Raw genomic sequence first — 23,091 nt, 5'->3', positions numbered from 1 at the left:
CCACGCCGCTATTGCTGCTGGTCGATGACCTGCACCACCTTCTGATCGCGCGGGTCGACCAGCACGACCTGCTCGCCGATCGCCAGATACTGGTAGTTGGCGAGCTCCGGATTGCTGCGCGCGAGCTCATCGGGCACCCGGCGCAGGCTCAGGCAGCTCGTTCCGGACGAGGTCGATGACGATGTCGTCGATCCGACGGTGCCGGTCTCGGTCGCGGCGCGGCGCAGTATCTGGCGCTGATCGTCGGACAGCACGATGCGGGTCGAGCTCACGCCGTAGCCGCCGCGCTCATAGCCGCGATCGGCGCGCATGCCGTCCTGGGGGATGACATCGACGATCTCGCGGCTGCGCGGATCGACGATGGCGATCTCGTCATGCACGATGGTGTACTCGTAGCCGCGATATTCCGGAACGATGGTGACAATGTCCGACGGCAGCGGACGCGGCCGCACGCGCTCGGGCAGGCGCTCGCCGACGTTGATGCGGATGTCGATGTCGGTGCGGGCACGGTCGAAGTCGTGATCACGCTTGAGCTGGTCGACCACGCGAGTCTTCTGTTGCTCGTTGACCGAAACCTGCGTGCTGGAGCGGGTGTTGTTGGTCTGGGTCTGGTTGCTGGCCTGCCCGGTCGCGTCCGGCTTGCCCGCAGCGGCACCGGCCGGACCGGTCTGCTGGTTCTGCTGCGCGCTCGTGCTCTTGCTGTCCGTTGCGCCCGGCTGATTGGCCTGCTTGCTGCGGCCGGTCTGCTTGTCGGCCGCCTGGTCCGACGTGCCGGCCTTGCGCTCGTCCTGGCTTTGCCGGCTCTTGTCGCTGCCGCTGCGCTCGGCCTCGCGGTCGGACTTGCGATCCGTGGCGCCCGACTTGGTTTCGGCGGCGCGATCCTCGCCCTTGCGCGGCTCGTCGGCGCGTCCCTGCTGTTGCTTCGACTCAGCCTTGCTCTTGCTGTCAGACTGCTTGTCGGCCTGCTTGCTGTCGGCCTGCGACTTGCTCTCGGCGCTGTCCTTGGCGTCGCGCTCGCGCTGTGCCGAGGCCGGCCCGCGCTCGCCCTTGCTCTGCTCCGCGCTCTGCTTCGCATCGTGCGCCGAGCGCTCCTGAGCCTGCTCGCGCGCGGCCGATGACGGCTCGCTGCGACCCTGCGCGCTCTGCTTCGCCTCCGACGCGCCGTGTTCCACGGCCGCGCCAGCGCTCTTGGCCTCGCTGCCGGGCCGGATCGCTTCGCGTGCGGTCGGGGCAGCGGCGCCACCCTCGCGCTTCATCTCGGACTGCGCCGATGCGGCACCTGATGCCGTGCCGATCGCCAGAATGATCGCGGCCGTTCCCAGCCAATGTTTCGTCGTCATATGAGAACCTCCTTGGTTCCTGTCCCGTGGAATCGGGCGGACAACGCAAACAGCCGCCCGGCGTTGCCGGACGGCGCGAGAAAAAACTACGGAACGATTTCGATGAACGGCGTCAGGCCGCGCGGTCGAGATGGGCGACGAGGCCGGCAAACAGGCCACGGCCGTCGGTGCAGCCCATGATGTCTTCGACGTGATTCTCGGGATGCGGCATCATGCCGAGCACATTCCCGTTCTCGTTGACGATGCCGGCGATCGAATGCGCAGCGCCGTTGATGTTGCTGAGGTCGCCAACCTCGCCATCGGCCGAGCAGTAACGATAGAGCACGCGCCCATCGCCATTGAGCCGCTTCAAGGTCTCCTCGTCGGCCGCGTAATTGCCCTCGCCGTGAGCGACGGGCACGCGGATGACCTGTCCCGCATTGTAGCCGCGGGTGAACGGAGAATCCGAGCGCTCGACCCGCAGATGCACGTCCTTGCAGATGAATTTCAGCTTATCGTTGCGCATCAGCACGCCCGGCAGCAGGCCGGACTCGCACAGGATCTGGAAGCCGTTGCAGACGCCGAGCACGAGGCCGCCCTTGGCGGCGTGATCGCGCACCGCGTCCATGACCGGCGCCCGCGCCGCGATCGCGCCACAGCGTAAGTAATCGCCATAGGAGAAGCCGCCGGGGACGACGACGAGATCGGTGCCCTTCGGCAGCGACGTCTCGGCGTGCCAGACCATCGCCGGCTCATGGCCGGAGATCATGCGCAGCGCGCGCGCCATGTCGCGCTCGCGATTGATGCCGGGGAAGACGAGGATGGCGGATTTCATGCTTGCGACCTATTTGCTGGCTTCCTGCAGAGCCTTCTCGAATCGCGCGAGATTGGCTCGGCTGGCGTATTCGTCGTTCGACGAACTGATCAAAACGTATTGTGATGTAGCGCTGTCGACGATACCGGAGAGTCTGTGGCTCGTCGTTCGCACCTCGGGCGGCTCGCCCGAGAGCTCAGCGGCCATCTCATCCCACTTGCGCAGGATGCCCGGAAGCAGCGCCGAATGGGGCGGCTTGCTTTGGCAAACAAGCCGAGACCCAGGCACACAGTCGACACGTGCGCATACGAAGACATGCAGGCCGTTCGGTCCAGCGGTGTAGCGCCATCCGTCCATAGTGACCGGAGCCGCTGCGCTCGCCATCGATACCGATAGAAGGAGACCAACTGCCGCGACGCCCAGTCTGACTTCGTTTCGGCGGATCATGTCTCCCCCTCAGCGCCCTACCCCAGCAGTTCCACCCGGTAATTCTCGATCACCGTGTTGGCGAGCAGCTTGTCAGCGGCGGCCTTCAGGGCCGCCTCCGCCTGGGCCTTGTCGGCGCCGGCGAGCTCGATGTCGAACACCTTGCCCTGGCGCACGGACGCGACGCCGTTGACGCCGAGCGACTTGAGGGCGCCCTCGATCGCCTTGCCCTGCGGATCGAGGATGCCGGATTTCAGCGTCACCGTGACACGCGCTTTCACGTCTTTATCCCTTTTAGCTCTTGACCAGGACCGGGCCGGAGCCCGCCGGACGCTCGTTCTCGATGAGGATGCCGAGCCGCTTGGCGACCTCGGTATAGGCCTCCAGAAGGCCGCCAAGATCACGGCGGAAGCGGTCCTTGTCGAGCTTCTCGTTCGACTTGATGTCCCACAGCCGGCAGGAATCGGGGGAAATCTCGTCGGCGACGATGATCCGCATCATCTCGTTCTCGAACAGCCGGCCGCACTCCATCTTGAAGTCGACCAGACGAATGCCGATGCCGAGGAAAAGGCCGGTCAGGAAGTCGTTGACGCGGATGGCCAGCGCCATGATGTCGTCGATCTCCTGGGGGGTCGCCCAGCCGAACGCGGTGATGTGCTCCTCCGACACCATGGGGTCGTTGAGCTGGTCGTTCTTGTAATAGAATTCGATGATCGAACGCGGCAGCTGGGTGCCTTCCTCGATGCCGAGGCGCTGCGACAGCGAGCCCGCCGCCACGTTGCGCACGACGACCTCGAGCGGGACGATCTCGACCTCGCGAATCAACTGCTCGCGCATGTTGAGCCGGCGGATGAAGTGAGTCGGGACCCCGATGTCGTTGAGGTGCTGAAACAGGTACTCCGAGATCCGGTTGTTGAGGACGCCCTTGCCTTCGATCACCTGATGCTTCTTGGCATTGAAGGCGGTGGCGTCGTCCTTGAAGTGCTGGATCAGGGTGCCCGGCTCGGGGCCTTCGTACAGGACCTTGGCCTTGCCTTCATAAATGCGACGCCGACGGCTCATTGGGATGTACCGTGTTTTGTTGAAATCCATGAAATGGTGGGCTCCGGATGACTTTGGACAGGACCACGACGGAGCTGCCGCGAGGGCCCGGACGGACGGAAACAGAACAGGAACCGGGCCTGTGGGAAACCTATCTCATTGGTGTCCCGAGCACAATCGATCCAGACCTCGGGGGCGGAGTTTTACCGCCCTTCCCTGCGGCCTCGTACCCGTTGTATTGGCAAGATGTTCCAATTATTTAGGCGTGCGGCCACCGCCCCGCAACCGCCTGCGCGGTTAACCCTCTTCGGCAACACTGGAAGTTCCGACCATGACCACGTTCGACAAGCGCGAGGACGCCTTCGAGAAGCAATTCGCCCATGACGAGGAATTGAAGTTCAAGGCAGAAGCCCGCCGCAACAAGCTGCTCGGCCTGTGGGCCGCCGAAAAGCTCGGCAAGTCCGGCGCTGACGCCGACGCCTACGCCAAGGAGGTCGTCGCGGCCGATTTCGAGGAAGCGGGCGATGCCGACGTGCTGCGCAAGGTGCTGGGAGACCTCAACGCCAAGGGCGCCGCCGTCACCGAGGCGGACGTGCGCGCGAAGATGAGCGAGCTGCTGTCGACCGCCGTGGCGCAGGTCAAGGCGGGACAATAACGGGCGAGTTGCGAATGGCGAGTAGCGAATAGGGCAAGAAGATCCCTATTCGCCACTCCCTATTCGCCTATTCTTCCTTGAAACCGTACTCCGGCACGTTGCCGCTGGCGCCGTAATATTTGTACGGCAGGAACTTGCCCGACATCGTGATCTTGACGCGGTCGCCCTTGGCATTGGGCAGGCGCTCCATCACCATGTCGAAATCGATCGCCGACATGATGCCGTCGCCGAACTCCTCCTGGATCAGCTCCTTCCAGGCCGGGCCGTTGATCATCACCAGCTCGTAGAAGCGATAGATCAGGGGATCGGTCGGCGGCATCTGCACGCCCTCGCCGCGCATCGGCGTCTCGTTCAGCATCGCGATCTCGGACTTCGACAGGCCGAACAGCTCGCCCGCATTGGCGGCCTGCGGCTTGGTCAGCTTCATCTGGCCGAGAATGGCGCCGACGATCAGCACCTCGGAATAGCCACCGATCGTCTCGCAGATGTACTTCCAGCTCCAGCCCTTCTCGCGCTTGATGTCGAGCAGCTTCTCGGTGAGGTCGGATCGCTTCATGCTTGGTCTCCCTTGATGGATCTTCGTTGATGGGTTTCTTCCGGCTGGCCGTCAGCGGGCGACCGCCAGCGGCGTATCGCTCTCGACCGGCTTGGACGCGACGATCGCCGGCTCGGTGCGCCCGATCTTCACCACCGGCACCTTGCGCGGGTCGTGATCCGGCGTCTCGGCAGTGAAGGTCCTGCTGCGGCTAACCAGGAAATCGATGATGTGATTGCGTAGCGCGTAGTACAGCGGATGACGATGCAGGTCGCCGCGCAGCCGGTCCTTCGGCAGCGGGTTCTCGACGATCTCCGCCAGCACCGCGCCGGGACCGTTGGTCATCAGCACGATCTTGTCGGCGAGATAGATCGCTTCGTCCACGTCGTGGGTGATCATGAACACGGTCTGCCCGGTCTCGACGCAGATGCGGCGGACCTCGTCCTGCAGGGTGCCGCGCGTCAGCGCATCGAGCGCGGAGAACGGCTCGTCCATCAGCATGATCTTCGGCGTGATCGACAGCGCCCGCGCGATGCCGACGCGCTGCTTCATGCCGCCGGACAGCTCCGAGGGACGCTTGTGCTCGGAGCCGGCAAGCCCAACCAGCTCGATATATTTCAGCGCATGCGCCTTGACCTTGGCGCGATCCCATTTGCGCCATTTCGACGAGACGGCATAGGTGACATTGCCGAGCACCGTCCGCCATGGCAGCAACGCATGACTCTGGAAGATGACCGCGCGGTCGAGGCTCGGGCCTTCGATGGCCTGGCCGTCGACGATGACGGCGCCTTCGCTCGGTGCGTCGAGGCCGGCAAGAACATTCAGCACCGTGGTCTTGCCGCAGCCGGAATGCCCGATCACGCAGACGAACTCGCCGCGCGCCATCGCGAGCCACAGGTTCTCGAAGATCGTCGTGCTCCGCGCCCCGTCGTAGCGCTTGGCGATGCCCTCGATGGAGATGAACTTGTCTGAGGTCATCGAGCAGACTCCGCGAGGACGGTGCGCTCCCTCTCCCCGTTCTTCACGGGGAGAGGGTTGGGGTGAGGGGCAGCCGCACGAAAGGTGCCTATGGAAAGAGATGATTCGGGGCACACGCGCCGGGAGTGTCCGTGGATGGACCTGTACCCCCTCACCCGGATTGCATCTACGATGCAATCCGACCTCTCCCCGCAAGCGGGGAGAGGTAAGACGGCCGCTCTGCTTGGGATCACGACCGTCATCCCCCTACTCCGGAAACGTCACAAGCCGCGCGACACGGGCCAGGATCTGATCGAGCATCATGCCGACCAGACCGATCATCAGGATCGCAATGATCACGTTGGTGATCGAGAGGTTGTTCCACTCGTTCCAGACGAAGTAGCCGATGCCGGTGCCGCCGACGAGCATCTCGGCGGCGACGATGACGAGCCAGGCGATGCCGATCGATATCCGCATGCCGGTGAGGATCGTCGGCGCCGCCGCCGGCAGGATGACCGTGAAGGCGCGGCGGAAATTCCCGACCTCGAGCGTGCGGGCGACGTTGATCCATTCCTTGCGCACGCCGGCGACGCCGAAGGCGGTGTTGATGAGCATCGGCCACACCGAGCAGATGAAGATCACGAAGATCGCCGACAGGCTGGAATCCTTGATCGTGTAGAGCGCCAGCGGCATCCAGGCGAGCGGCGAGATGGGCTTGAGAATCTGGATGAACGGATCGAGCGCCTTGCTCATCAACGGCGACATACCGATCAGGAAGCCGAGCGGGATCGCGACCGCGACCGCGATCAGGTAGCCGAGCATGACCCGCCCCAGCGAGAAGGCGAGCTGGATGCCGAGCCCCTTGTCGTTCGGGCCATTGTCGTAGAACGGCCGCCGGAGATGCTCCCACAGCTTGGCGCCGACATCGAGCGGCCCGGGCATCGCCGACTTGCCTTGCGTCGCGGTCATGCCCATCAGCTTGGCGTATTCCGGGCTCATGTTGGCAGCCGTGCCGGTGCTGCGCGTGGCGATGTGCCAGGCGCCGAGGAAGACGGCGAGCAGCACGATTGAGACGACGGCGGCGCGCAGACGAAGTGAGGCGGTCATGCCGTCGCTCCACCACCGGCGTCATCCCTGCGAACGCAGGGACCCATAACCACCGAAATCAATGGATGGATAAGATTGTCGCTACTGCTCCTGCCACAAGCCAGGTTACGGCGTATGGGTCCCCGCGTTCGCGAGGACGACACCGGTGGTGTGGCCGGCAGCGTGCCCATCGCTCCCATCACGACGCCTTCTTGATCTTGAAGCTGGCAACGTAGTCGTCCGGCTTGGTCGGATCGAACGGCTTGCCCATCACCGAGAACGATTTGTAGGAGTCCTTCGGCGGCGTCAGGCCCATGTCGATCATGACCTTGCGGGTGTCGGTGGCGAGATAGATCTGCTCGGCGACCGCCTTGTAGTCGACGTCGCCCTTGATCTGCCCCCAGCGCTTCATCTGCGTCAGCATCCACACCGCGAAGGACTGCCACGGGAACGGATCGAAATCGACGCGTTTCGGATCGGTCTTCACGCCGCCGAGGCCATCGGCGTAGGTGCCGGTCAAGACCTGCTCCATGACGGTCACCGGCGCATTGATATAATTCGCCGGAGCGATCGCCTCCGCGATCTGCTTGCGGTTCTCGGCCTTCGACGCGTACGCGGTGGCATCGACGATGGCGCGGGTGAGCGCCGCGAAGCTGTTCGGCGCCGTCGTGATGAACTCGCGGCTCGCCGCGAAGCTGCAGCAGGGGTGACCGTCCCAGATCTCCTTCGACAGCACGTGCAGGAAGCCGACGCCGTCGAAGATCGCCCGCTGGCAGATGTTGTCAGGCGCGAGAAAACCGTCGATGTTGTCGGCGCGCAGGTTCGCGACCATCTCCGGCGGCGGCACCGAGCGCAGCTGCACGTCGGTGTCGGGATCGATGCCGTGCTCGGCGAGATAGTAACGCAGCAGATAATTGTGCATCGAATAGTCGAACGGAATGGCGAACTTCATGCCCTTCCAGTCCTTCGGGTCACGCTTGTCCTTGTGCTTCATCGCCAGCACGATGCCCTGCCCGTTGATGTTCTCGATCGCGGGCACGGTGAACGGGATCGGCTGTGCACCGAGGCCGAGCGAGATCGCGATCGGCATCGGCGCCAGCATGTGCGAGGCGTCGTATTCCTTGTTGATGGTCTTGTCGCGGATCACGGCCCAGCCGGCGGTCTTGACGACCTCGACGTTCAGCCCGGCCTTAGCATAGAAGCCGAGCGGCGCTGCCATGATGATCGGCGTGGCGCAGGTGATCGGGATGAAGCCGACCTTGAGATCCTTCTTCTCCGGCGCGCCCGCTTCGGCGAAAGCTTCAGTCGCCGTCTTCAGCGGAAAGAATTGCGAGACGGCAGCGAGCGCGGTGGCGGCGCCGACCGACTTCAGGAACGCGCGGCGGGTGGCAGCTTGCGGAAACACCGCGCGCAGCACGGCGGACGCGACCACGTTCTCGTAGCGCTTCTCGGTGGACTCCGCCACGGGCTCGCAGCGCAGCGCCAGCATGGCGTGCTCATGTTCGGCCGGGCTGCGATGCTGGCCGCAGATACAACCAGCATTCACGCGTGAATCGGCATCGAACGGATCATCGAAAATCGACATGTGCTGCGCCCCTTTGTCACACCTGCGCTATCAGCGCCTTCGAACTGCTCATCCGGCCGCGTTTTTCAGCGGCCGGACGTGCTCAACATGCAGCTTCTATGCCGCCTTGCTGGTCATCGCCGGCATCGGAAGACCTTCCTCGATCGGCAGCGACGGATCGCGCGACCACTCGTTCCACGAGCCGAAGTACATCCGCACATCCTTCACGCCGGCGTTCTTCAGCGCCAGGAAGGTGTTCGAGGCCCGCGCGCCCTTGAAACAGTAGAGATACACCGGCGTGTCGACGGTGATGCCGACGGTGGCGCATTCGGCGAGGATCTCGTCCTTCGACTTGAAGCGCGGCCCCTCTCCGGTCGGCTTCATCATGCGGTACCATTCGAGCCAGACGGCACCGGGGATGCGGCCCTTGCGCGGACAGAAATCCTTGCCGTAGGGCGAGGAGGAATCGCCGATCCATTCGTCGACATCGCGGACGTCGAGGATCGCGATCGCGGGATTGCCGACGGCGGCCAGCATCGCCTTGGCGTCGATCAGGATGCTCCCCGCCTCCGGAACGATGCTGAACGATGCCTTCGCCGGCGACGGCACGTCGGTCGTCACGGGCAGGCCGGCGGCGACCCAGGCGTCGTAGCCGCCATGCAGCACCTTGATCTTGGGATAGCCGAGCATTGTGAGCAGGAAATAGCCGCGGCACGACTGGCCGAAGCCGGAGTTCATCGACTGCTCGTAGACCACGGCGGTCTCCGCACCCGACAGGCCGGCGGCGCCGAACGCATCGGCAAACTTCGTCTTCAGCTCCGTGATGCCTTCCGGCGTGGAGGTCGCGAGATAGGTGAAGATCTCGTGGACGTTGACCGCGCCGGGAAGATGTCCCGCGGCATAGGCATCGGGATTGCGGGTGTCGATCACGACACACGGCTCGGTCTTGATGAACTCGGCGAGTTCACCGGCAGTAATCAGAACGTCCGTCATGGCAGGCCTCTCCTGGTGGGATTTGTTGGTTGCCGTTCTCGCCGGCGTCAGCCGTCGGCGAGCATCTTGCGGAGCTGCTTGGTCGCGGGGGTCACGATCGCGACGAAATAGGCCTCGCGCAGGCGACGTTCGGCGCGATTGCCCTTGAGGTAGCCGCGGGCTCCGCAATGGAGCATCGCGGCATGAGCCGCAGCGACGCTGGCCTCGCCGGCCCGCAGGCGCAGCGCGACGACCTTGCGCCAGTAGGTCTCGTCGGTGTTGAACGGATCGCTGGCGAGGATGGCGGTCTCCCGTGCGAGCTCGTCGGCGAGCGCGCTGAAGTCGACCGGCTGTTGCGGCAGATAACGGTTGACGTGGCCGAGCGGCGCCTCGACCTCCTGCATGATCTTGATGCAGTCCTTGATCAGGCCGAGCGCCATGCCGGCCTGCAGCAGGATGAATCCGGCGCGGATCTTCTTGACGAAGGGACCGGCGGGGTCGGCCAGGATCAGTTCGTCCGGAACGAACAGGTCGCGGAACTGAATGCCGTAGGTGCCGGTGCCGTCCATCGCCAGGAACGGCTGGCAGGGCTGCAGGGTCACCGCCGGATCGGCACAGTCGGCGATGAACATCACGATCTCGCCGGGCGCGTCCTCACGCTCGAAGATGGTACCGAACATGTGGTCCGGCCCGAGGTTGGAGACCCAGGGCAGCACGCCGCGCACGACGTAGCCGCCCTCGACCTTGCGGCCCTTCAACTTGAGCTTCTCGATGCCGAAGAAGCTCTTCATCGGGTTCGAGAGCCCGGTGCCACCGAGCAACCGGCCGCTCGCGGCGTCGTCGAGAAGACGGTCGACGAGCGCCTTGTTGGGTGAGTTGGCGATGTACCAGACCAGCGTGTTCTGGCACCACGCCATGAAGGCAGAGGCGCCGCAGACCTCGCCGATCGCGCCGATGGCGTCGATCGCGCAGTTGAGATCCGCCGCGCCATTGTCCGGCACGTGGCTGCTCCACGCGCCGACCTCGCCGAAGCGGCGGAGCACGTCGGCCGGGTACACCGTCCCGGCGTCGATGCCAGAGGCCAGCGGCGCGAGCTCCTTGCGCGCGATCGCCGTGACCTGCTCCACGGTCGACGGCACGGGCATCACGCCCGCACCGTCGACTGCCAGATGCTGTCCGAGTGAACCCATGACGTCCTCCGCTACTCGCAGGCCCTCGGCCGATCAGATTCCGACTTCGAGATTGACCGGGCGGGTAAACGTGTTGGCAACCGGCGACCACTTCTTGACGTGATCGATCAGCGCCTTGACCTCCTCCTGCGGAATGCCCTCGCACTCCATGTCGACCTTGACGCGGACGTCGGTGAAGCCGACCGGCTTCTCGCTGACGTCGCCGGTGCCCCAGACTGCGGTGATGTTGAGATCGCCCTCGAGCTCCAGCTCGAGCTTGTTGACGATCCAGCCGCGATGCACCGCATTGGCGTGCAGGCCGACGGCCAGGCACGAGCCGAGCGCAGCGAGCGAGGCTTCCGACGGATTGGGCGCGGTGTCGTCACCGAGCAGCCCCGGCGGCTCGTCGACGATGTACGGCGCGAGGTTGCGGATGTAGTTGGCGTGGCGGAACTTGCCCTCGGCGACGGTCTTGCACTTCAGGGTCTTGATGACCTTGGGGTTGGCCTTGCCGTTGACGATGAGCTGCTCGAGCCCACCTCTGTCGATGGGCGCGAGGCAGCCCGTCAGCGCCGTCTTCTGAACCACAGCGGTCATCTCATTTCTCTCCCTGGGATGAGGATACCGAACGGTCTGTATCCTGCACGAAGCGTGCCAGGGAGGCCGAAAATCAAAAGCCGGAGTGATCCTCGCGGCTTACGCGATCATCGCGGCAAGTGGCGAACCGCTGCGTCCCCTCCGCTGCCCAAGCGCAGTGCAGAATGCCGCCTTCGGAGATCAAATTGCGCGCAACGCTGCCTCGCGCACATCAGCAGTCTTGCTGACTCACGCGCACAGCGATTAAGCTCGCACGCATGGCAAAGTCAGTTGCGGGCAAACAATCCGGCAAGAAGCAGGCGATCGCGAGGACGATCTCGGCCGGCGATGACGAATCCGCGCGCGGCCGTCTGCTCGGCGCCGCTACGCGGCTGTTCTGCAAGAACGGAATCAATGCCACCGGCATCGATGCGATCATCAGCGAGGCCGGCACCGCGAAGACCACGCTCTACAAGCTGTTCGGATCGAAGACCGCGCTGGTCACCGCCGTGCTCGAAAGCGAAGGCAAGCAGTGGCGCGAATGGTTCATCGCGGAAATGGAGACCGGCGGCGGTGACGCCGAGACCAAGCTGGCACGCATCTTTCCGGCGTTGAAGAGCTGGTTCGGCGAGGAGCGCTTCTACGGCTGCCCCTTCATCAATGCGGTCGGCGAGCACGACAAGGATCAGAAGCAGTTTCGTACCATCGCGATGCGCCACAAGAAGGTGGTGCTGGCGCATATCGAGAGGCTCGCCCGCGAGATGGGCGCCGCCGAGCCGGAGAGCTTCTCGCATCAGCTCGCATTGCTGATCGACGGCGCGATCGTGGCGGCAATGGTGTCACGCAATCCCGAGGTCGCGGACACGGCCGGCCTGGCCGCGAAGGCGCTGATCGAGCCGGCGAAGCTGAAGGCGGCACAGCGCAACAGCAAGGCGAACCCGCAGCTCGCGACGGCGTGAGCCGCCCTGCTCCACGACCGAGCGTCTGGATTAGCGGAAATACTCCGTCACCAGCTTCAGGTCGGCCTGGTCTGCGCACGCGCCGTTGAGGCTGGCATCGATGACGCGGCGGCAGGCGGCGACCGCAGCCTCATCGCCGAGCTCGTTGGCCGCTTCGAGCACGTGCCAGGCCGCATCGGCCGCCGCGCGGTCCGCACGCGCCTCGCGATGGCCGAGCCGTTGCTCTCTGCGAAGAGGGAGTTCCGTGCCGTTCATCCGCGATCACCTCCGTCCGTCGCTGCAGATTCAATACGCCGCCGCGCGCGGCGTGGACGCCTTGCCGCCTTTGCCCGGATTCTTGCGGGACTGATAGAATTCGAGCACGCTGCGCGACGTCTGCGACTGGAGCTTGGCATAGTCACGCTCCAACTCCTGCAATTCACCGGCCGTGATGCGATGTTCGCGGGCGCCGAGGAAGGCGAGCGCCATCATCGTATCCCAGGTGAAGCCGAGCGCCTTTGCGAGCATCAGCAGCATCTCGCGGTTACGGTCGAACAAGGCGCGCTCGACGACGTCGACCGGCAGTCCCGACAGCAGCGCGAGGCCGATCGTCACCTCCTCGACCTTGTGCGCCGTCGCATAGCTGGCGATCGTGCTCTCGTGCAGATTGCCGAGGCGGTGCTGGATCGTCACGGTGCGCTTGGCGACGAAGTAGTTGCGCGAGCCGGGTCCGAACTTCGACTGGAGGTCGCCGGCGATGTTGGCGACCGAGCTGTTGATTTCACCGAGCAGTTCAGGGCGCTCGCCGGCCAGCCGCTTGCCGACATCGTCCGAGGCCTTGGCGATGAGCTGCTGGAACAGATGGCGCGGGATGTCGAGCCGACGGCCGAGATGCTCGGCGAGGATCGAGTCGTTCTCGGCGCGCTTGACCATGTGCAGGAATCCGGCGCCGGAGAACTGGGCGCCCTGGTTGCGCGCCACCGCCGTGGCGACGGCGCGGTTGCCGCGCGTCGCCAGCACGTCGGTCACCGCCGGGCTCAGCGTTCGGCGTTCGGCGATCGCGAGCAGATGGTCCTGGCTCTTGGTGCTGGCGTTCTCGACCAGCGTGGCGTCATCGAGCCGCTCGGATTCGCGCAGCACCGGGCCGGCGACCCAGATCTCGTCGTCGAAGGCGAGCTTGCGGATGACGCTGGCCGGTGAATATTCGATCCTGGCGAGGCGATCGGCGAGTTTGGCGCGCGCTTCGACCTCGATCTCGTCAGCCAGCCGGCCGATGACCTCGCCGAAGGTGGCGATCTCCTCCTCGCAGTACCGTCCCGCGATCAGCAGGTCGGTCGCATGCCACAGCGCGCGCTCCCGGCTGTCGGCGGTCCCCCGCGCGATCGCATCCTCGAGGTCCCGCAACACCGATCTGGTTTCGTTCATGATGAAAGGCCGCACCGCTGCAACAATGGAAGGGCAATGCGCAGATCATACCGTTCGAACCCGAGCGTTCCGTAACCCGCCGCGTGCGGATTTGACCGGGCATTTTCACTCAAATGCGCGCGTGCGCGTTAAGCATGCGCGCACGCGCATGCTGTCTACGGCATGACGTGGAGCGCGCGCGCCTCTGCCTCGGCGACCGACCGTTCGCGCGACGTCCACCGGCACTCGGCGAGAGCCCGGTCGATCAGCTGCATGGCGTCGCCCTCGCGACCCTGGTGGAGCATCAACTCGCCGGCGAAGAAGCTCGCCTCGCAGCGCCGTGCCTGGCGCGTGGCGGGAGCACCGCGGTCCGCCGCCGCAAGCACGGCCTCTGGCGTTTCCTGGCCGAGAAACAGGCGGACGATCGGCGCCGGCCATTTGCCCATGTCGAGCCGCTTGGCGTGGTCGGCAAGCTCGCTCGCGAGCCCGGCACGGCGGCGCGCCAGGTCCAGCCACAAGGCCGCATCGGCATTGTTGGGATCGATCTCGCTGAGCCATCGGAAGTCGTCCTGCGACTGCTCCAGGAGACCCGCCTGGAAGCTTGCGATCCCCAGCGCGCGATAGGCTTGCGCGCGGTAGCCATTGCGACCGAACGCCCGCCCGAAACCCGACCCCGGCTGCGGCTCGCTCTCGCGCAGATCGGGGCCGGCGCGATCGAATGCGGCAAGAAGACCGGCCGAGGACTGCTCGATGACGATCTTGTAGTCGTCGATCGCATGCTCGACATCTCCCTTGCGGAAATAGGCGCCGGCGCGTGCGAAACGGGCTTCGATCACCTGCGGCGTCGCCGGCTTGCCGTGCTCGATCACGACAGTGCAGCCGGCGATGCGCTCGTCGGCGCCGAGATCGGCCGCGGTCGTACACCGCTTCGGTGCCGCCGCCTCGGCGCTCGCCGACAAGCCGAAGATCGAACCGGTGATCAACGCACCACTCAAAAACGAGCGCCATCGTCGCGTAGCCATGAATGCCCCCTTAGGTCTTGCTCTTTGTGCTGCGATCTAACCAGAACCGATCGGACGAGCCACAATCTGGAATTGCGTTCGCAAATCATCGTTCAGCCGGTGTAAACGTGATCGCAGACTCGAGGCCCGCCGGGGCGCGGATGAATTGCCAGGGCCGTGTGAGCCGCGCGACAACTCAATCGACAATTGCGCGCGATGGACGGATGCGCGAAGCCATCGATAGCCGCCACGCGGCACGCGATGCGACCGTCGGCGACTACTTGGCTGCGCCGATCAGCGCCTGCAGCCGCACCAGTTCGGCCTCCAGATTCGCCTCGACATCCGCCGCCTTCACCTCGGTGACGCGATAGTCGCGGCTTTCCAGCCATGCCCGCCGTGCTCTGCGATCGGCGACGACGCCCTCGCTCTCGTCGGGGCCGACGAGCTCGATGGCCAGGCGGTGGATGAAGGAGACGAAATCGGGGATGTGGCGGCCGACCGGGGTCTGGCGCTTGAACTGGCCGGCGAAGCGGCGGTCGCGCGACAGCGCGTGCCACAGCGCCCGCTCGGCGTCGGTGGGATTGCGGCGGAGCAGCCGCGCCAGCCCGCGCAGCGAGCCGCGCGAATCCGGCAGGTTGGCGACGGTACCCTGCTCGGCGATCAGCGCGCGCAGCCGCGTCGCCTGCTCGCTGTCGAGCACGCCGCCCTTGGCCGGTCCCTTGCGTCCCTCGGCGATCGCCATCACCACGCCGTGCAGGGTGTGGATGTCCTGCCGCGACGGCTCCATGCGGAAGAAGATGTTGCGCAAATTGACCAGCATGGTCTCGCGCTTCTCCGGCGGGCGCAGGAATTCGACCCGGTCGAGCTCGCGCACCAGGTTCTCGAAGAACGCTTCCATCTGCCCCTGGCTGGCGCGCTCCGAGCGCTCGGGCATGGCGAAGGGCAGCGCGCCCGACGTCGCCAGCTTGAACCACTCATAACCCATCAGCAGCACGGCCTGCGCGAGGTTCAGCGAGGCGAAGCCCGGATTGACCGGATAGGTGATGATGCGATTGGCGCGGGCGACCTCCTCGTTGGTGAGCCCCGCCCGCTCGCGGCCGAACAGAATGCCGGCGCGGCCGCCGGCGGCAATCTGGCCCTGCATCTCCCGCGCGGCCGCCTCCGGGCCCATCACCGGCTTGGCCTGGTCGTGGGCGCGGGCGGTGGTGGCAAACACCAGGTCGAGGTCGGCGATCGCCTCCGGCAGGGTGTCGAACAGCCGGACATGATCGATGATGTGGTCGGCCCCGGCGGCGGCCCGCTGGGCGGCGATGTTCGGCCAGCCGTCGCGCGGGTTGACCAGTCGCAGCTCGGACAACGCAAAATTGCCCATGGCGCGCGCGGCCATGCCGATGTTCTCGCCGAGCTGCGGCTCGACCAGGATCACCACCGGGCCCGTGATCTCCAATCCCGCCTTCGTCTTGTCGGTGCCCGACACGGTCAATCCTCGACTTCCAGATCCGGTTGAAGGGCGCGCCCGCGCGCCCTGCCCGCTCCGTTGGCCCGGCTGGCGAGAATTCTCAAGCAAAATAATCGGCTTAGCCAAGAATTTTACGGTTTGCGCGAAACCGCAGCCGGCCGCCTCGCCGCCGTTGCCCAGCGCATGAGCGGGCTGCGAAAATCACCACCGTGGGCCCACCGGGTGCGCTTCCGCCCGCGGTGCAGCAGTGCTATGACGCGCTTGATTTCACAAGCGCTTTCCATTCCTGGCGCGCTGTTCCCAAGAAGGCCCCATCGATCATGGCAAAAATCAAGGTGACCAACCCGGTCGTCGAGCTCGACGGCGACGAGATGACGCGGATCATCTGGCAGTACATCAAGGACAAGCTGATCAACCCGTTCCTTGACATCGATCTGCAGTATTTCGACCTGGGGATGGAGAGCCGCGACAAGACCAACGACCAGATCACGATCGATGCCGCCAACGCCATCAAGAAGGTCGGCGTCGGCGTCAAGTGCGCCACCATCACCCCGGACGAGGCCCGGGTGAAGGAGTTCGGCCTCAAGGAGATGTGGAAGTCGCCGAACGGCACCATCCGCAACATCCTCGGCGGCGTCGTGTTCCGCGAGCCGATCATCTGCAAGAACGTGCCGCGCCTGGTCCCCGGCTGGACCAAGCCGATCATCATCGGCCGCCACGCCTATGGCGACCAGTACCGCGCCACCGACTTCAAGTTCCCCGGCAAGGGCGTGCTGACGATGAAGTTCGTCGGCGACGACGGCACCGTGATCGAGAAGGAAGTCTTCAGGGCGCCCGGCGCCGGCGTCGCGATGGAGATGTACAACCTCGACGAGTCGATCTACGACTTCGCCCGCGCCTCGCTCAACATGGGCCTCGCCAAGAACTACTCGGTCTACCTGTCGACCAAGAACACCATCCTGAAGGTCTATGACGGCCGCTTCAAGGACATCTTCCAGGAGGTGTACGACAAGGAGTTCAAGGACAAGTTCGAGGCCAAGAAGATCACCTATGAGCACCGCCTGATCGACGACATGGTCGCCGCGGCGCTGAAGTGGTCGGGCGGCTATGTCTGGGCCTGCAAGAACTATGACGGCGACGTGCAGTCCGACACGGTGGCCCAGGGCTACGGCTCGCTCGGCCTGATGACCTCGGTGCTGATGACGCCGGACGGCCAGACCGTCGAGGCCGAGGCCGCCCACGGCACGGTGACCCGCCACTATCGCGAGCACCAGAAGGGCAAGGAGACCTCGACCAACTCGATCGCCTCGATCTTCGCCTGGACCCGGGGCCTGTCGCACCGCGCCAAGCTCGACAACAATGCCGAGCTCGCGAAGTTCGCCTCGACCCTGGAGAAGGTCTGCGTCGACACCGTCGAGTCCGGCTACATGACCAAGGACCTCGCGCTGCTGGTCGGCGCCGACCAGCGCTGGCTCTCGACCACCGGCTTCCTCGACAAGATCGCCGAGAACCTGACCAAGGCGATGGCGGCGTAAGTTTCCCCACTTTCGCCTTCTGGTTTCGTCACCTATCAACGGGCCGCGCCGCCAGCGCGGCCCGTTTTCGTTTCACTCCTGCCGTCGAGGAACCTGATCATGCGCTTGACCTCATCGCTCGCTCTGCTGGTGCTCGGTGCCCAGATCGGCTCCTCCCACGCCGCAGAGACCACGATTCCCGACGCGCTGGTCGCCGCCGGCGAAAAGGCCGTGCTGACGCTGCATGCCGAAGGCGCGCAGGTCTACGACTGCAAGGCCGACAAGGACGGCAAGCTCGCCTGGACCTTTCGCGAACCGATCGCCAGTCTGTTCGAGGACGGCAAGACCGTCGGCCGGCACTACGCCGGCCCGAGCTGGGAGCATCAGGACGGCTCGATCATCGGCGGCCGCGTGCAGGGCACCGCGGTCGGCGCCACCGACAACGACATCCCCTGGCTGAAGCTCGAGGTCGTCTCCCATCGTGGCGCGAAGGGCGTGCTCTCGGATGTGACCACCGTGCAGCGGATCAACACGGCCGGCGGCAAGCTGGCAGGCGCCTGCGACGCCGCCGGGCAACTCCGCAGCGTCGCCTATTCCGCGGACTACGTGTTCCTGCGGAAGCAGTAAGGCGCCTCACGCTTCGCGATAATCCAGCAGGATCAATCCCACCAGCACGAACGCCACCGGCCAGACCCAGGCGGCGACGCGGCTGATGCGGCCGTCCATGCGCAGCTCCAGCCAGCGCGCCCAGCCGGCGGTGATGCCGCACAGCGCCAGCGGCGTGTGGCTCATCTCGATCAGGAGCTGGTCCTTGATGTTGGCGATGGCGTGCGAATGCGTCAGCAGCAGCGCGCCGCCGGCGGCGACCGTCAGCGGAAACACCAGCGCCGCCCGCCCCGCCTGCTGCCCGCGCAGCCGCACCCGCCATTCGAACAGGCCGAACAAGATGATCAGCACCACGAACAGCCGGTGCTGCGCCACTTCCGGATCGCGCCACGAGGCCCAGAAACCGATCGGGCCGAGCGGCCAGGCCATCTCGTCGGCGCGCAGGAACAGGAACGCCGCCATCACCAGGAACAACAGCGGCCAGTGCCGCGCCCACCTGCCCCAGGCAAAGCGCTCGATCAGCGCGAGCAGGCCGATCAGCACGACGAAGATGCCGGCCCAATGGTGGTTGTATTCCGACCAGGCGATGTCGGCGGCGCTGCGCGGCAGGATCACGCCCTCGCCCGGCACATAGGCTTGCGGCGCCGTCAGGCGCTGCGCGTCGGCGGCGTCGATCCTCGCCTGGAGCTGCGAGATCGTGAGCTGGTCGACCGAGGGGCTCGTCAGCCGCGGCCATTGCGGCGCGGCGCGCTCGACGATCTCGCTTAAGCTCAACCGGTCCTGGCTGAGATCGATGCCGGGCGGCAGCGACGTCAGCGAGCCCGCGGTCAGGAGCACCGTCAGCCCGATGCCGAGCTCGACCTCGACGAAGCGCTTCATGCGCGAGAGCGGTGCTGCGGGATCACCGCGGCGCAAACGTTCGACGGCGAAGAAGTTGCCGGCGCCGAGCGCGAGCAGCATCAGCAGCATCGCGACCTTGGCCGACATCATCACGCCATAGGCGGTGCCGTAGATCGCCTCGAACGAGCCGAGATAGGCGATCGCCATCACAATGCCGCCGAGCACGATCGCCGCCACCGAGACCATCGACATCAGCGAGTAGCGCCGTCCGATCAGGCGCTGATCGTCATCCGCCTTGCAGCCGTGCAGCGCCATCAGGAAGTACGGCAGGCCGCCGATCCAGATTCCGGCGCCGAGCATGTGCAGGAAGTCAGCGGCGAGCAGCGGCCAGCGCACCTCGAGCCGGCTCGCCGCGTGCGTCAGGTTGAGCTGCAGCAGCAGCGCGGCACCAGCCAGCACGGCCAGTGCCACGACGCGCCAGGCGGCCCAGCTGCCGGTCCGGGCGAGCGCCGCGATGCCGAGCGCGCAGGCGCCAACGGCCATGCCGGAGCGCGCGAAGTCGGCGCCCGCCGCCGCGCCGAGCGACAGGTCGAGCGTCCCGATCAGCGCCGCCATGTTGACCGCGAGCGAGGCCAGCACGACCGCGAACCAGCCGAACGCGCTTCGGCGCAGGAAGCGCTGGCTGCGCTTCCCCACGACGATCGCGTCGGCGGACAGCCTTTGCTGTAGCGGGCGAAGCAGCAACAGCAGAAACGCCAGGCCGCCCACGGTGAAGCATTGTGCCAGCAGGGTCAGGCCGCGCAGCACCACCGAGAGATAGCCGAAGATGTCGAGGAAGAGCGCCACGGCTAGCGCACGTTGAAAGGAATGTCGCCACGGGTGATGTGGCCATCGACGCTGAGCACCTGCCATTGCAGATGCCAGGCGCCGGGGCTGAGCGCCCTGGCCTCGGCGTCGATCTCGTCGGCCGGCGCGTCGGCGGCCGGCGTGAGCGCCTGCTCGGCGCCGTCGGGCGCGCGCAGCTTCAGCCGCGAGCGGGCGTGATCGATGCGGCTGTTGAAGCGCAGCCGGATCAGTGTCGGCTGCTTCTCGATGGTCCCGCCCGCCGCGGGCTGCGACGAGACGATGATAGCATGGGCCGAGGCGGCGCCGGGGGCGGCCAGAAGCAGCGCGGCAAGGGTCGGCAGGTGACGGAATCGGATGACGGACGACATGGGACGCGCGGGCGGAGGCTGCGGCGGGAACGTTCGGGCTGGACCGGGTCGAACAAAACTCTACCGTTCAAATCTAAGCGCCCTTCCTGTTCCCCGCGTAGCCACAAAGTCGTGACTGCGCCGAACCGGGACCTGCGGCTGTGGACAGCCGCACGCCGGCCCTGCCCGCGGAGCATCCCGGAACGGCGAAATTTAGGGTCGAATCATCAAGCACTTCGCTGTATGCCTCGCCGCATCATTGCCGTCTGTCCGGCCCGGCCTGCCGGCCCGCAGACCAACATTGCCCTTCGAGGAACGCCTGAGGAAACCCGTCATGCCCGCCTATCGCTCCCGCACCTCCACCCATGGCCGCAACATGGCCGGCGCCCGCGGCCTGTGGCGCGCCACCGGCATGACCAACGAGGATTTCGGCAAGCCGATCATCGCCGTCGTCAACTCCTTCACCCAGTTCGTGCCGGGCCATGTCCACCTCAAGGACCTCGGCCAGCTGGTCGCCCGCGAGATCGAGAAGGCCGGCGGCGTCGCCAAGGAGTTCAACACGATCGCGGTCGATGACGGCATCGCGATGGGCCATGACGGCATGCTCTACAGCCTGCCGTCGCGCGAGCTGATCGCCGACAGCACCGAATACATGGTCAACGCGCATTGCGCCGACGCCATGGTCTGCATCTCCAACTGCGACAAGATCACGCCCGGCATGCTGATGGCCGCGATGCGCCTCAACATCCCCGCGGTGTTCGTCTCGGGCGGCCCGATGGAGGCCGGCAAGGTCAACATCGAGGGCAAGCTGCGCAAGGTCGATCTGATCGATGCGATGATCGTGGCCGCCGACGACAAGGTCTCGGACGCCGACGTCGAAGTGATGGAGCGCTCGGCCTGCCCGACCTGCGGCTCGTGCTCCGGCATGTTCACGGCCAACTCCATGAACTGCCTGACCGAGGCGCTCGGCCTGTCGCTGCCCGGCAACGGCTCGGTGCTGGCGACGCATGCCGACCGCCGCGGCCTGTTCGTCGAGGCCGGTCACCTGATCGTCGATCTCGCCCGCCGCTATTACGAGCAGGACGATGCGTCGGTGCTCCCGCGCTCGATCGCCAACTTCAAGGCGTTCGAGAACGCGATGAGCATGGACATCGCGATGGGCGGCTCGACCAACACCGTGCTGCATCTGCTCGCCGCCGCGCATGAGGGCGAGATCCCGTTCACGATGACCGACATCGATCGCCTGTCGCGCAAGGTCCCCTGCCTGTGCAAGGTCGCTCCCGCCGTGGCCGACGTGCACATGGAGGACGTGCACCGCGCCGGCGGCGTGATGGGCATCCTCGGCGAGCTCGCCCGCGCCGGCCTGCTGCACACCGAATTGCCGAGCGTCCATTCGGCCTCGCTGGCATCAGCGCTGGAGCGCTGGGACATCCGCAGCACGGCGAGCGAGAGCGTCAAGAACTTCTACATGGCCGCCCCCGGCGGCGTGCCGACGCAGGTCGCGTTCAGCCAGGACCGCCGCTACCAGGAGCTCGATCTCGACCGCGAGAAGGGCTGCATCCGCGACCTCGCGCATGCCTATTCCAAGGATGGCGGCCTGGCCGTGCTGACCGGCAACATCGCGCGCGACGGCTGCATCGTGAAGACCGCGGGCGTCGATGCCTCGATCCTGAAGTTCTCGGGTCCTGCGCGCGTGATGGAGAGCCAGGACGCCGCGGTCGAAGCGATCCTCACCAACAAGATCAAGGCCGGCGACATCGTCGTCATCATCTATGAGGGCCCGCGCGGCGGCCCCGGCATGCAGGAGATGCTGTATCCGACCAGCTATCTGAAGTCGAAAGGCCTCGGCAAGGCCTGTGCACTGATCACCGATGGCCGCTTCTCCGGCGGCACCTCGGGGCTGTCGATCGGCCATGTCTCGCCGGAAGCCGCCGAGGGCGGCCTGATCGGCCTGGTGCAGGACGGCGACCGCATCGAGATCGACATCCCCAACCGCACCATCCATCTCGCAGTGTCGGATGAGGAGCTCGCCCGGCGCCGCGCCGCGATGGAGGCCCGGGGGGACCAGGCCTGGAAGCCGGCCAAGCGCGCCCGCAAGGTCTCGACCGCGCTGAAGGCCTACGCCGCGTTCGCCTCAAGCGCCGCGAAGGGCGCCGTGCGCGTGGTGAGGGATTGAGCCTCTAGCCCGCAGGACGGAGAAAGCATCTGCCTTCGCTCGACAGAGTGAAGGCAGATGCGTGCCTGCCGTCCTACTATGAGGCCGATTACTACGACCGACGGGCGGTGGGCACGGCGCGTCCGCTGACACTCCGCACCAGCCTTTTACTCAATCTGAAATTGCATTCAGCTCGTGATGGTTGATTCAGGTCAACGCCCGATCTAGCGCCGTGCCGATACTGCGTCAGCACAGGGCCGCACGCGTCCCGGCGGTCACGTCCGGCCCGCATGGATGGGAGACGATCATGTCACAGCAGCCGCTCCTCGACGAGCCGCGCCTTGCCTACCAGATCATCGTCACCGCGCCGGGCACGAAATCGCAGAACTGGCACGGCGTGCTGTACGATCAGAAGGGCGAGCCCGTGACGATCGCCGCCGGCGCGACGGTCAAGACCGGCGTCGGCGTGTTCGTCGGCGTCCCCGAGGACCGTCCTTTCCATCCCTTTGGTGCGATCCACGCCGACACCATTGCCTGGATGAAGACGGCGCAGGGCAACGTCATCATGGACACCGAGCCCTGGGCCTACCGGCTTCATGTCGGCGCGGAAGGCTCCAAGAACGAAGGCTGGCAGGGCGAGTTGCTGCATGGTCGGGGTGTGGTCGGGCCCCAGCCCGGCAAGTTTGAAACGCCGATGGGACCGTTCATCTGGTTGGAACGGACTCACCCCTGGGGCCTCGGCGGCTGGTTCCACGCATCCTGGTCGGCGGCCCAACGACAGGCACCGGCCAAACAAAGCGGCGCGGCCTGAGACGCGCGCGGTCGGCGCGCCTGGGTTTCCATCTGACGGCTCAACCCGCCGGGTCA

24 protein-coding genes are annotated in these 23,091 nt (G+C 65.9%); 6 read left to right on the top strand and 18 right to left on the bottom strand.

What is annotated here, in order from left to right:
* Positions 1 to 8: 8 nt before the first annotated feature.
* The 5 genes from ACQR1D_RS29885 to purC all read right to left on the bottom strand — a co-directional run bounded on the left by ACQR1D_RS29885 (position 9) and on the right by purC (position 3,621).
* The gene (locus tag ACQR1D_RS29885) at positions 9 to 1,256 is read right to left on the bottom strand and encodes a DUF1236 domain-containing protein (protein ID WP_434840358.1); all 1,248 of its coding nucleotides are present in this window, start codon (positions 1,254 to 1,256) and stop codon (positions 9 to 11) included.
* A gap of 196 nt (positions 1,257 to 1,452) precedes the next feature.
* Entirely contained in the window at positions 1,453 to 2,154 is a 702-nt protein-coding gene (gene purQ, locus ACQR1D_RS29880; RefSeq protein ID WP_315801206.1) for a phosphoribosylformylglycinamidine synthase subunit PurQ, read from the bottom strand.
* A gap of 9 nt (positions 2,155 to 2,163) precedes the next feature.
* The gene (locus tag ACQR1D_RS29875) at positions 2,164 to 2,580 is read right to left on the bottom strand and encodes a hypothetical protein (RefSeq protein WP_315801207.1); all 417 of its coding nucleotides are present in this window, start codon (positions 2,578 to 2,580) and stop codon (positions 2,164 to 2,166) included.
* 17 nt (positions 2,581 to 2,597) lie between these two features.
* Positions 2,598 to 2,840, bottom strand: coding sequence for a phosphoribosylformylglycinamidine synthase subunit PurS (gene purS, locus ACQR1D_RS29870; RefSeq protein WP_315801208.1), 243 nt, complete (start codon positions 2,838 to 2,840; stop codon positions 2,598 to 2,600).
* Between the two features lie 13 nt (positions 2,841 to 2,853).
* Positions 2,854 to 3,621, bottom strand: a complete 768-nt coding sequence (gene purC / locus ACQR1D_RS29865) for a phosphoribosylaminoimidazolesuccinocarboxamide synthase (RefSeq protein ID WP_016843454.1) — start codon at positions 3,619 to 3,621, stop codon at positions 2,854 to 2,856.
* Between the two features lie 310 nt (positions 3,622 to 3,931).
* Between purC and ACQR1D_RS29860 the strand changes: the two genes are divergently transcribed.
* Positions 3,932 to 4,255, top strand: coding sequence for a DUF1476 domain-containing protein (locus ACQR1D_RS29860; protein WP_316183078.1), 324 nt, complete (start codon positions 3,932 to 3,934; stop codon positions 4,253 to 4,255).
* Between the two features lie 67 nt (positions 4,256 to 4,322).
* Here the strand turns inward: ACQR1D_RS29860 and cynS are convergent, their stop codons facing one another.
* The 7 genes from cynS to ACQR1D_RS29825 all read right to left on the bottom strand — a co-directional run bounded on the left by cynS (position 4,323) and on the right by ACQR1D_RS29825 (position 11,135).
* Positions 4,323 to 4,811, bottom strand: a complete 489-nt coding sequence (gene cynS, locus ACQR1D_RS29855; RefSeq protein ID WP_315779742.1) for a cyanase — start codon at positions 4,809 to 4,811, stop codon at positions 4,323 to 4,325.
* A gap of 51 nt (positions 4,812 to 4,862) precedes the next feature.
* The gene (locus ACQR1D_RS29850; protein ID WP_316215928.1) at positions 4,863 to 5,768 is read right to left on the bottom strand and encodes an ABC transporter ATP-binding protein; all 906 of its coding nucleotides are present in this window, start codon (positions 5,766 to 5,768) and stop codon (positions 4,863 to 4,865) included.
* Between the two features lie 246 nt (positions 5,769 to 6,014).
* A complete protein-coding gene (gene ntrB, locus ACQR1D_RS29845; protein ID WP_316183076.1) occupies positions 6,015 to 6,854 on the bottom strand; it encodes a nitrate ABC transporter permease in 840 nt (279 codons plus the stop codon).
* 178 nt (positions 6,855 to 7,032) lie between these two features.
* Positions 7,033 to 8,418, bottom strand: a complete 1,386-nt coding sequence (locus ACQR1D_RS29840) for a CmpA/NrtA family ABC transporter substrate-binding protein (RefSeq protein ID WP_316183075.1) — start codon at positions 8,416 to 8,418, stop codon at positions 7,033 to 7,035.
* Positions 8,419 to 8,514: 96 nt separating this feature from the next.
* Positions 8,515 to 9,390 carry a sulfurtransferase gene (locus ACQR1D_RS29835; RefSeq protein ID WP_315801214.1) on the bottom strand — a complete coding sequence of 292 codons (876 nt, stop codon included), beginning with the start codon at positions 9,388 to 9,390 and terminating at the stop codon, positions 8,515 to 8,517.
* A gap of 47 nt (positions 9,391 to 9,437) precedes the next feature.
* On the bottom strand, positions 9,438 to 10,559 hold the full coding sequence (locus ACQR1D_RS29830; RefSeq protein ID WP_434840338.1) for an acyl-CoA dehydrogenase family protein: 1,122 nt from the start codon (positions 10,557 to 10,559) through the stop codon (positions 9,438 to 9,440).
* 33 nt (positions 10,560 to 10,592) lie between these two features.
* Entirely contained in the window at positions 10,593 to 11,135 is a 543-nt protein-coding gene (locus ACQR1D_RS29825; protein ID WP_315801216.1) for an OsmC family protein, read from the bottom strand.
* Positions 11,136 to 11,392: 257 nt separating this feature from the next.
* Between ACQR1D_RS29825 and ACQR1D_RS29820 the strand changes: the two genes are divergently transcribed.
* Positions 11,393 to 12,073 carry a TetR/AcrR family transcriptional regulator gene (locus ACQR1D_RS29820; RefSeq protein ID WP_434840339.1) on the top strand — a complete coding sequence of 227 codons (681 nt, stop codon included), beginning with the start codon at positions 11,393 to 11,395 and terminating at the stop codon, positions 12,071 to 12,073.
* Between the two features lie 30 nt (positions 12,074 to 12,103).
* On the opposite strand, the gene ACQR1D_RS29815 is transcribed toward ACQR1D_RS29820, so the two are convergent.
* The 4 genes from ACQR1D_RS29815 to ACQR1D_RS29800 all read right to left on the bottom strand — a co-directional run bounded on the left by ACQR1D_RS29815 (position 12,104) and on the right by ACQR1D_RS29800 (position 15,934).
* Positions 12,104 to 12,328 (bottom strand): hypothetical protein, encoded by a 225-nt coding sequence (locus ACQR1D_RS29815; protein ID WP_316183073.1) that lies wholly within the window; start codon positions 12,326 to 12,328, stop codon positions 12,104 to 12,106.
* 30 nt (positions 12,329 to 12,358) lie between these two features.
* Positions 12,359 to 13,477 (bottom strand): DUF2336 domain-containing protein, encoded by a 1,119-nt coding sequence (locus ACQR1D_RS29810; protein WP_316183072.1) that lies wholly within the window; start codon positions 13,475 to 13,477, stop codon positions 12,359 to 12,361.
* A gap of 155 nt (positions 13,478 to 13,632) precedes the next feature.
* A complete protein-coding gene (locus tag ACQR1D_RS29805; RefSeq protein ID WP_434896501.1) occupies positions 13,633 to 14,478 on the bottom strand; it encodes a hypothetical protein in 846 nt (281 codons plus the stop codon).
* 256 nt (positions 14,479 to 14,734) lie between these two features.
* A complete protein-coding gene (locus ACQR1D_RS29800) occupies positions 14,735 to 15,934 on the bottom strand; it encodes a TrmJ/YjtD family RNA methyltransferase (RefSeq protein WP_434840341.1) in 1,200 nt (399 codons plus the stop codon).
* Positions 15,935 to 16,236: 302 nt separating this feature from the next.
* Between ACQR1D_RS29800 and ACQR1D_RS29795 the strand changes: the two genes are divergently transcribed.
* Positions 16,237 to 17,451: an NADP-dependent isocitrate dehydrogenase gene (locus tag ACQR1D_RS29795; RefSeq protein WP_434894242.1), complete on the top strand. Its 1,215-nt coding sequence runs from the start codon at positions 16,237 to 16,239 to the stop codon at positions 17,449 to 17,451.
* Positions 17,452 to 17,550: 99 nt separating this feature from the next.
* Positions 17,551 to 18,057, top strand: coding sequence for a DUF3455 domain-containing protein (locus ACQR1D_RS29790; protein ID WP_434894243.1), 507 nt, complete (start codon positions 17,551 to 17,553; stop codon positions 18,055 to 18,057).
* Positions 18,058 to 18,063: 6 nt separating this feature from the next.
* Here ACQR1D_RS29790 and ACQR1D_RS29785 read toward each other — a convergent pair whose 3' ends face one another.
* Both ACQR1D_RS29785 and ACQR1D_RS29780 read right to left on the bottom strand, forming a co-directional pair.
* The gene (locus ACQR1D_RS29785) at positions 18,064 to 19,722 is read right to left on the bottom strand and encodes a copper resistance D family protein (protein WP_434894244.1); all 1,659 of its coding nucleotides are present in this window, start codon (positions 19,720 to 19,722) and stop codon (positions 18,064 to 18,066) included.
* Positions 19,723 to 19,724: 2 nt separating this feature from the next.
* The gene (locus tag ACQR1D_RS29780) at positions 19,725 to 20,090 is read right to left on the bottom strand and encodes a copper resistance CopC family protein (protein ID WP_316183066.1); all 366 of its coding nucleotides are present in this window, start codon (positions 20,088 to 20,090) and stop codon (positions 19,725 to 19,727) included.
* 313 nt (positions 20,091 to 20,403) lie between these two features.
* On the opposite strand from ACQR1D_RS29780, the gene ilvD reads away from it, so the two are divergent.
* Both ilvD and ACQR1D_RS29770 read left to right on the top strand, forming a co-directional pair.
* A complete protein-coding gene (ilvD, locus tag ACQR1D_RS29775) occupies positions 20,404 to 22,245 on the top strand; it encodes a dihydroxy-acid dehydratase (RefSeq protein ID WP_316183065.1) in 1,842 nt (613 codons plus the stop codon).
* 286 nt (positions 22,246 to 22,531) lie between these two features.
* Positions 22,532 to 23,035 (top strand): hypothetical protein, encoded by a 504-nt coding sequence (locus ACQR1D_RS29770; protein WP_316183064.1) that lies wholly within the window; start codon positions 22,532 to 22,534, stop codon positions 23,033 to 23,035.
* Positions 23,036 to 23,091: the final 56 nt, after the last annotated feature.

This window comes from Bradyrhizobium sp. HKCCYLRH2047, assembly GCF_051168175.1.
GTDB lineage: Bacteria > Pseudomonadota > Alphaproteobacteria > Rhizobiales > Xanthobacteraceae > Bradyrhizobium.
This window is presented reverse-complemented; position numbering and strand designations above follow the sequence as displayed.

Coding starts and splice junctions, on each gene's coding strand:
- ntrB (WP_316183076.1), bottom strand. CDS start 6,854: ATGACCGCCTCACTTCGTCTGCGCGCCGCCGTCGTCTCAATCGTGCTG.
- ACQR1D_RS29790 (WP_434894243.1), top strand. CDS start 17,551: ATGCGCTTGACCTCATCGCTCGCTCTGCTGGTGCTCGGTGCCCAGATC.
- purQ (WP_315801206.1), bottom strand. CDS start 2,154: ATGAAATCCGCCATCCTCGTCTTCCCCGGCATCAATCGCGAGCGCGAC.
- ACQR1D_RS29850 (WP_316215928.1), bottom strand. CDS start 5,768: ATGACCTCAGACAAGTTCATCTCCATCGAGGGCATCGCCAAGCGCTAC.
- ACQR1D_RS29795 (WP_434894242.1), top strand. CDS start 16,237: ATGGCAAAAATCAAGGTGACCAACCCGGTCGTCGAGCTCGACGGCGAC.
- ACQR1D_RS29825 (WP_315801216.1), bottom strand. CDS start 11,135: ATGACCGCTGTGGTTCAGAAGACGGCGCTGACGGGCTGCCTCGCGCCC.
- ACQR1D_RS29820 (WP_434840339.1), top strand. CDS start 11,393: ATGGCAAAGTCAGTTGCGGGCAAACAATCCGGCAAGAAGCAGGCGATC.
- ACQR1D_RS29780 (WP_316183066.1), bottom strand. CDS start 20,090: ATGTCGTCCGTCATCCGATTCCGTCACCTGCCGACCCTTGCCGCGCTG.
- ACQR1D_RS29835 (WP_315801214.1), bottom strand. CDS start 9,390: ATGACGGACGTTCTGATTACTGCCGGTGAACTCGCCGAGTTCATCAAG.
- ACQR1D_RS29805 (WP_434896501.1), bottom strand. CDS start 14,478: ATGGCTACGCGACGATGGCGCTCGTTTTTGAGTGGTGCGTTGATCACC.
- ACQR1D_RS29810 (WP_316183072.1), bottom strand. CDS start 13,477: ATGAACGAAACCAGATCGGTGTTGCGGGACCTCGAGGATGCGATCGCG.
- ACQR1D_RS29815 (WP_316183073.1), bottom strand. CDS start 12,328: ATGAACGGCACGGAACTCCCTCTTCGCAGAGAGCAACGGCTCGGCCAT.
- ACQR1D_RS29885 (WP_434840358.1), bottom strand. CDS start 1,256: ATGAAGCGCGAGGGTGGCGCCGCTGCCCCGACCGCACGCGAAGCGATC.
- ACQR1D_RS29875 (WP_315801207.1), bottom strand. CDS start 2,580: ATGATCCGCCGAAACGAAGTCAGACTGGGCGTCGCGGCAGTTGGTCTC.
- purC (WP_016843454.1), bottom strand. CDS start 3,621: ATGAGCCGTCGGCGTCGCATTTATGAAGGCAAGGCCAAGGTCCTGTAC.
- ACQR1D_RS29860 (WP_316183078.1), top strand. CDS start 3,932: ATGACCACGTTCGACAAGCGCGAGGACGCCTTCGAGAAGCAATTCGCC.
- cynS (WP_315779742.1), bottom strand. CDS start 4,811: ATGAAGCGATCCGACCTCACCGAGAAGCTGCTCGACATCAAGCGCGAG.
- ilvD (WP_316183065.1), top strand. CDS start 20,404: ATGCCCGCCTATCGCTCCCGCACCTCCACCCATGGCCGCAACATGGCC.
- ACQR1D_RS29830 (WP_434840338.1), bottom strand. CDS start 10,559: ATGGGTTCACTCGGACAGCATCTGGCAGTCGACGGTGCGGGCGTGATG.
- ACQR1D_RS29840 (WP_316183075.1), bottom strand. CDS start 8,418: ATGTCGATTTTCGATGATCCGTTCGATGCCGATTCACGCGTGAATGCT.
- ACQR1D_RS29770 (WP_316183064.1), top strand. CDS start 22,532: ATGTCACAGCAGCCGCTCCTCGACGAGCCGCGCCTTGCCTACCAGATC.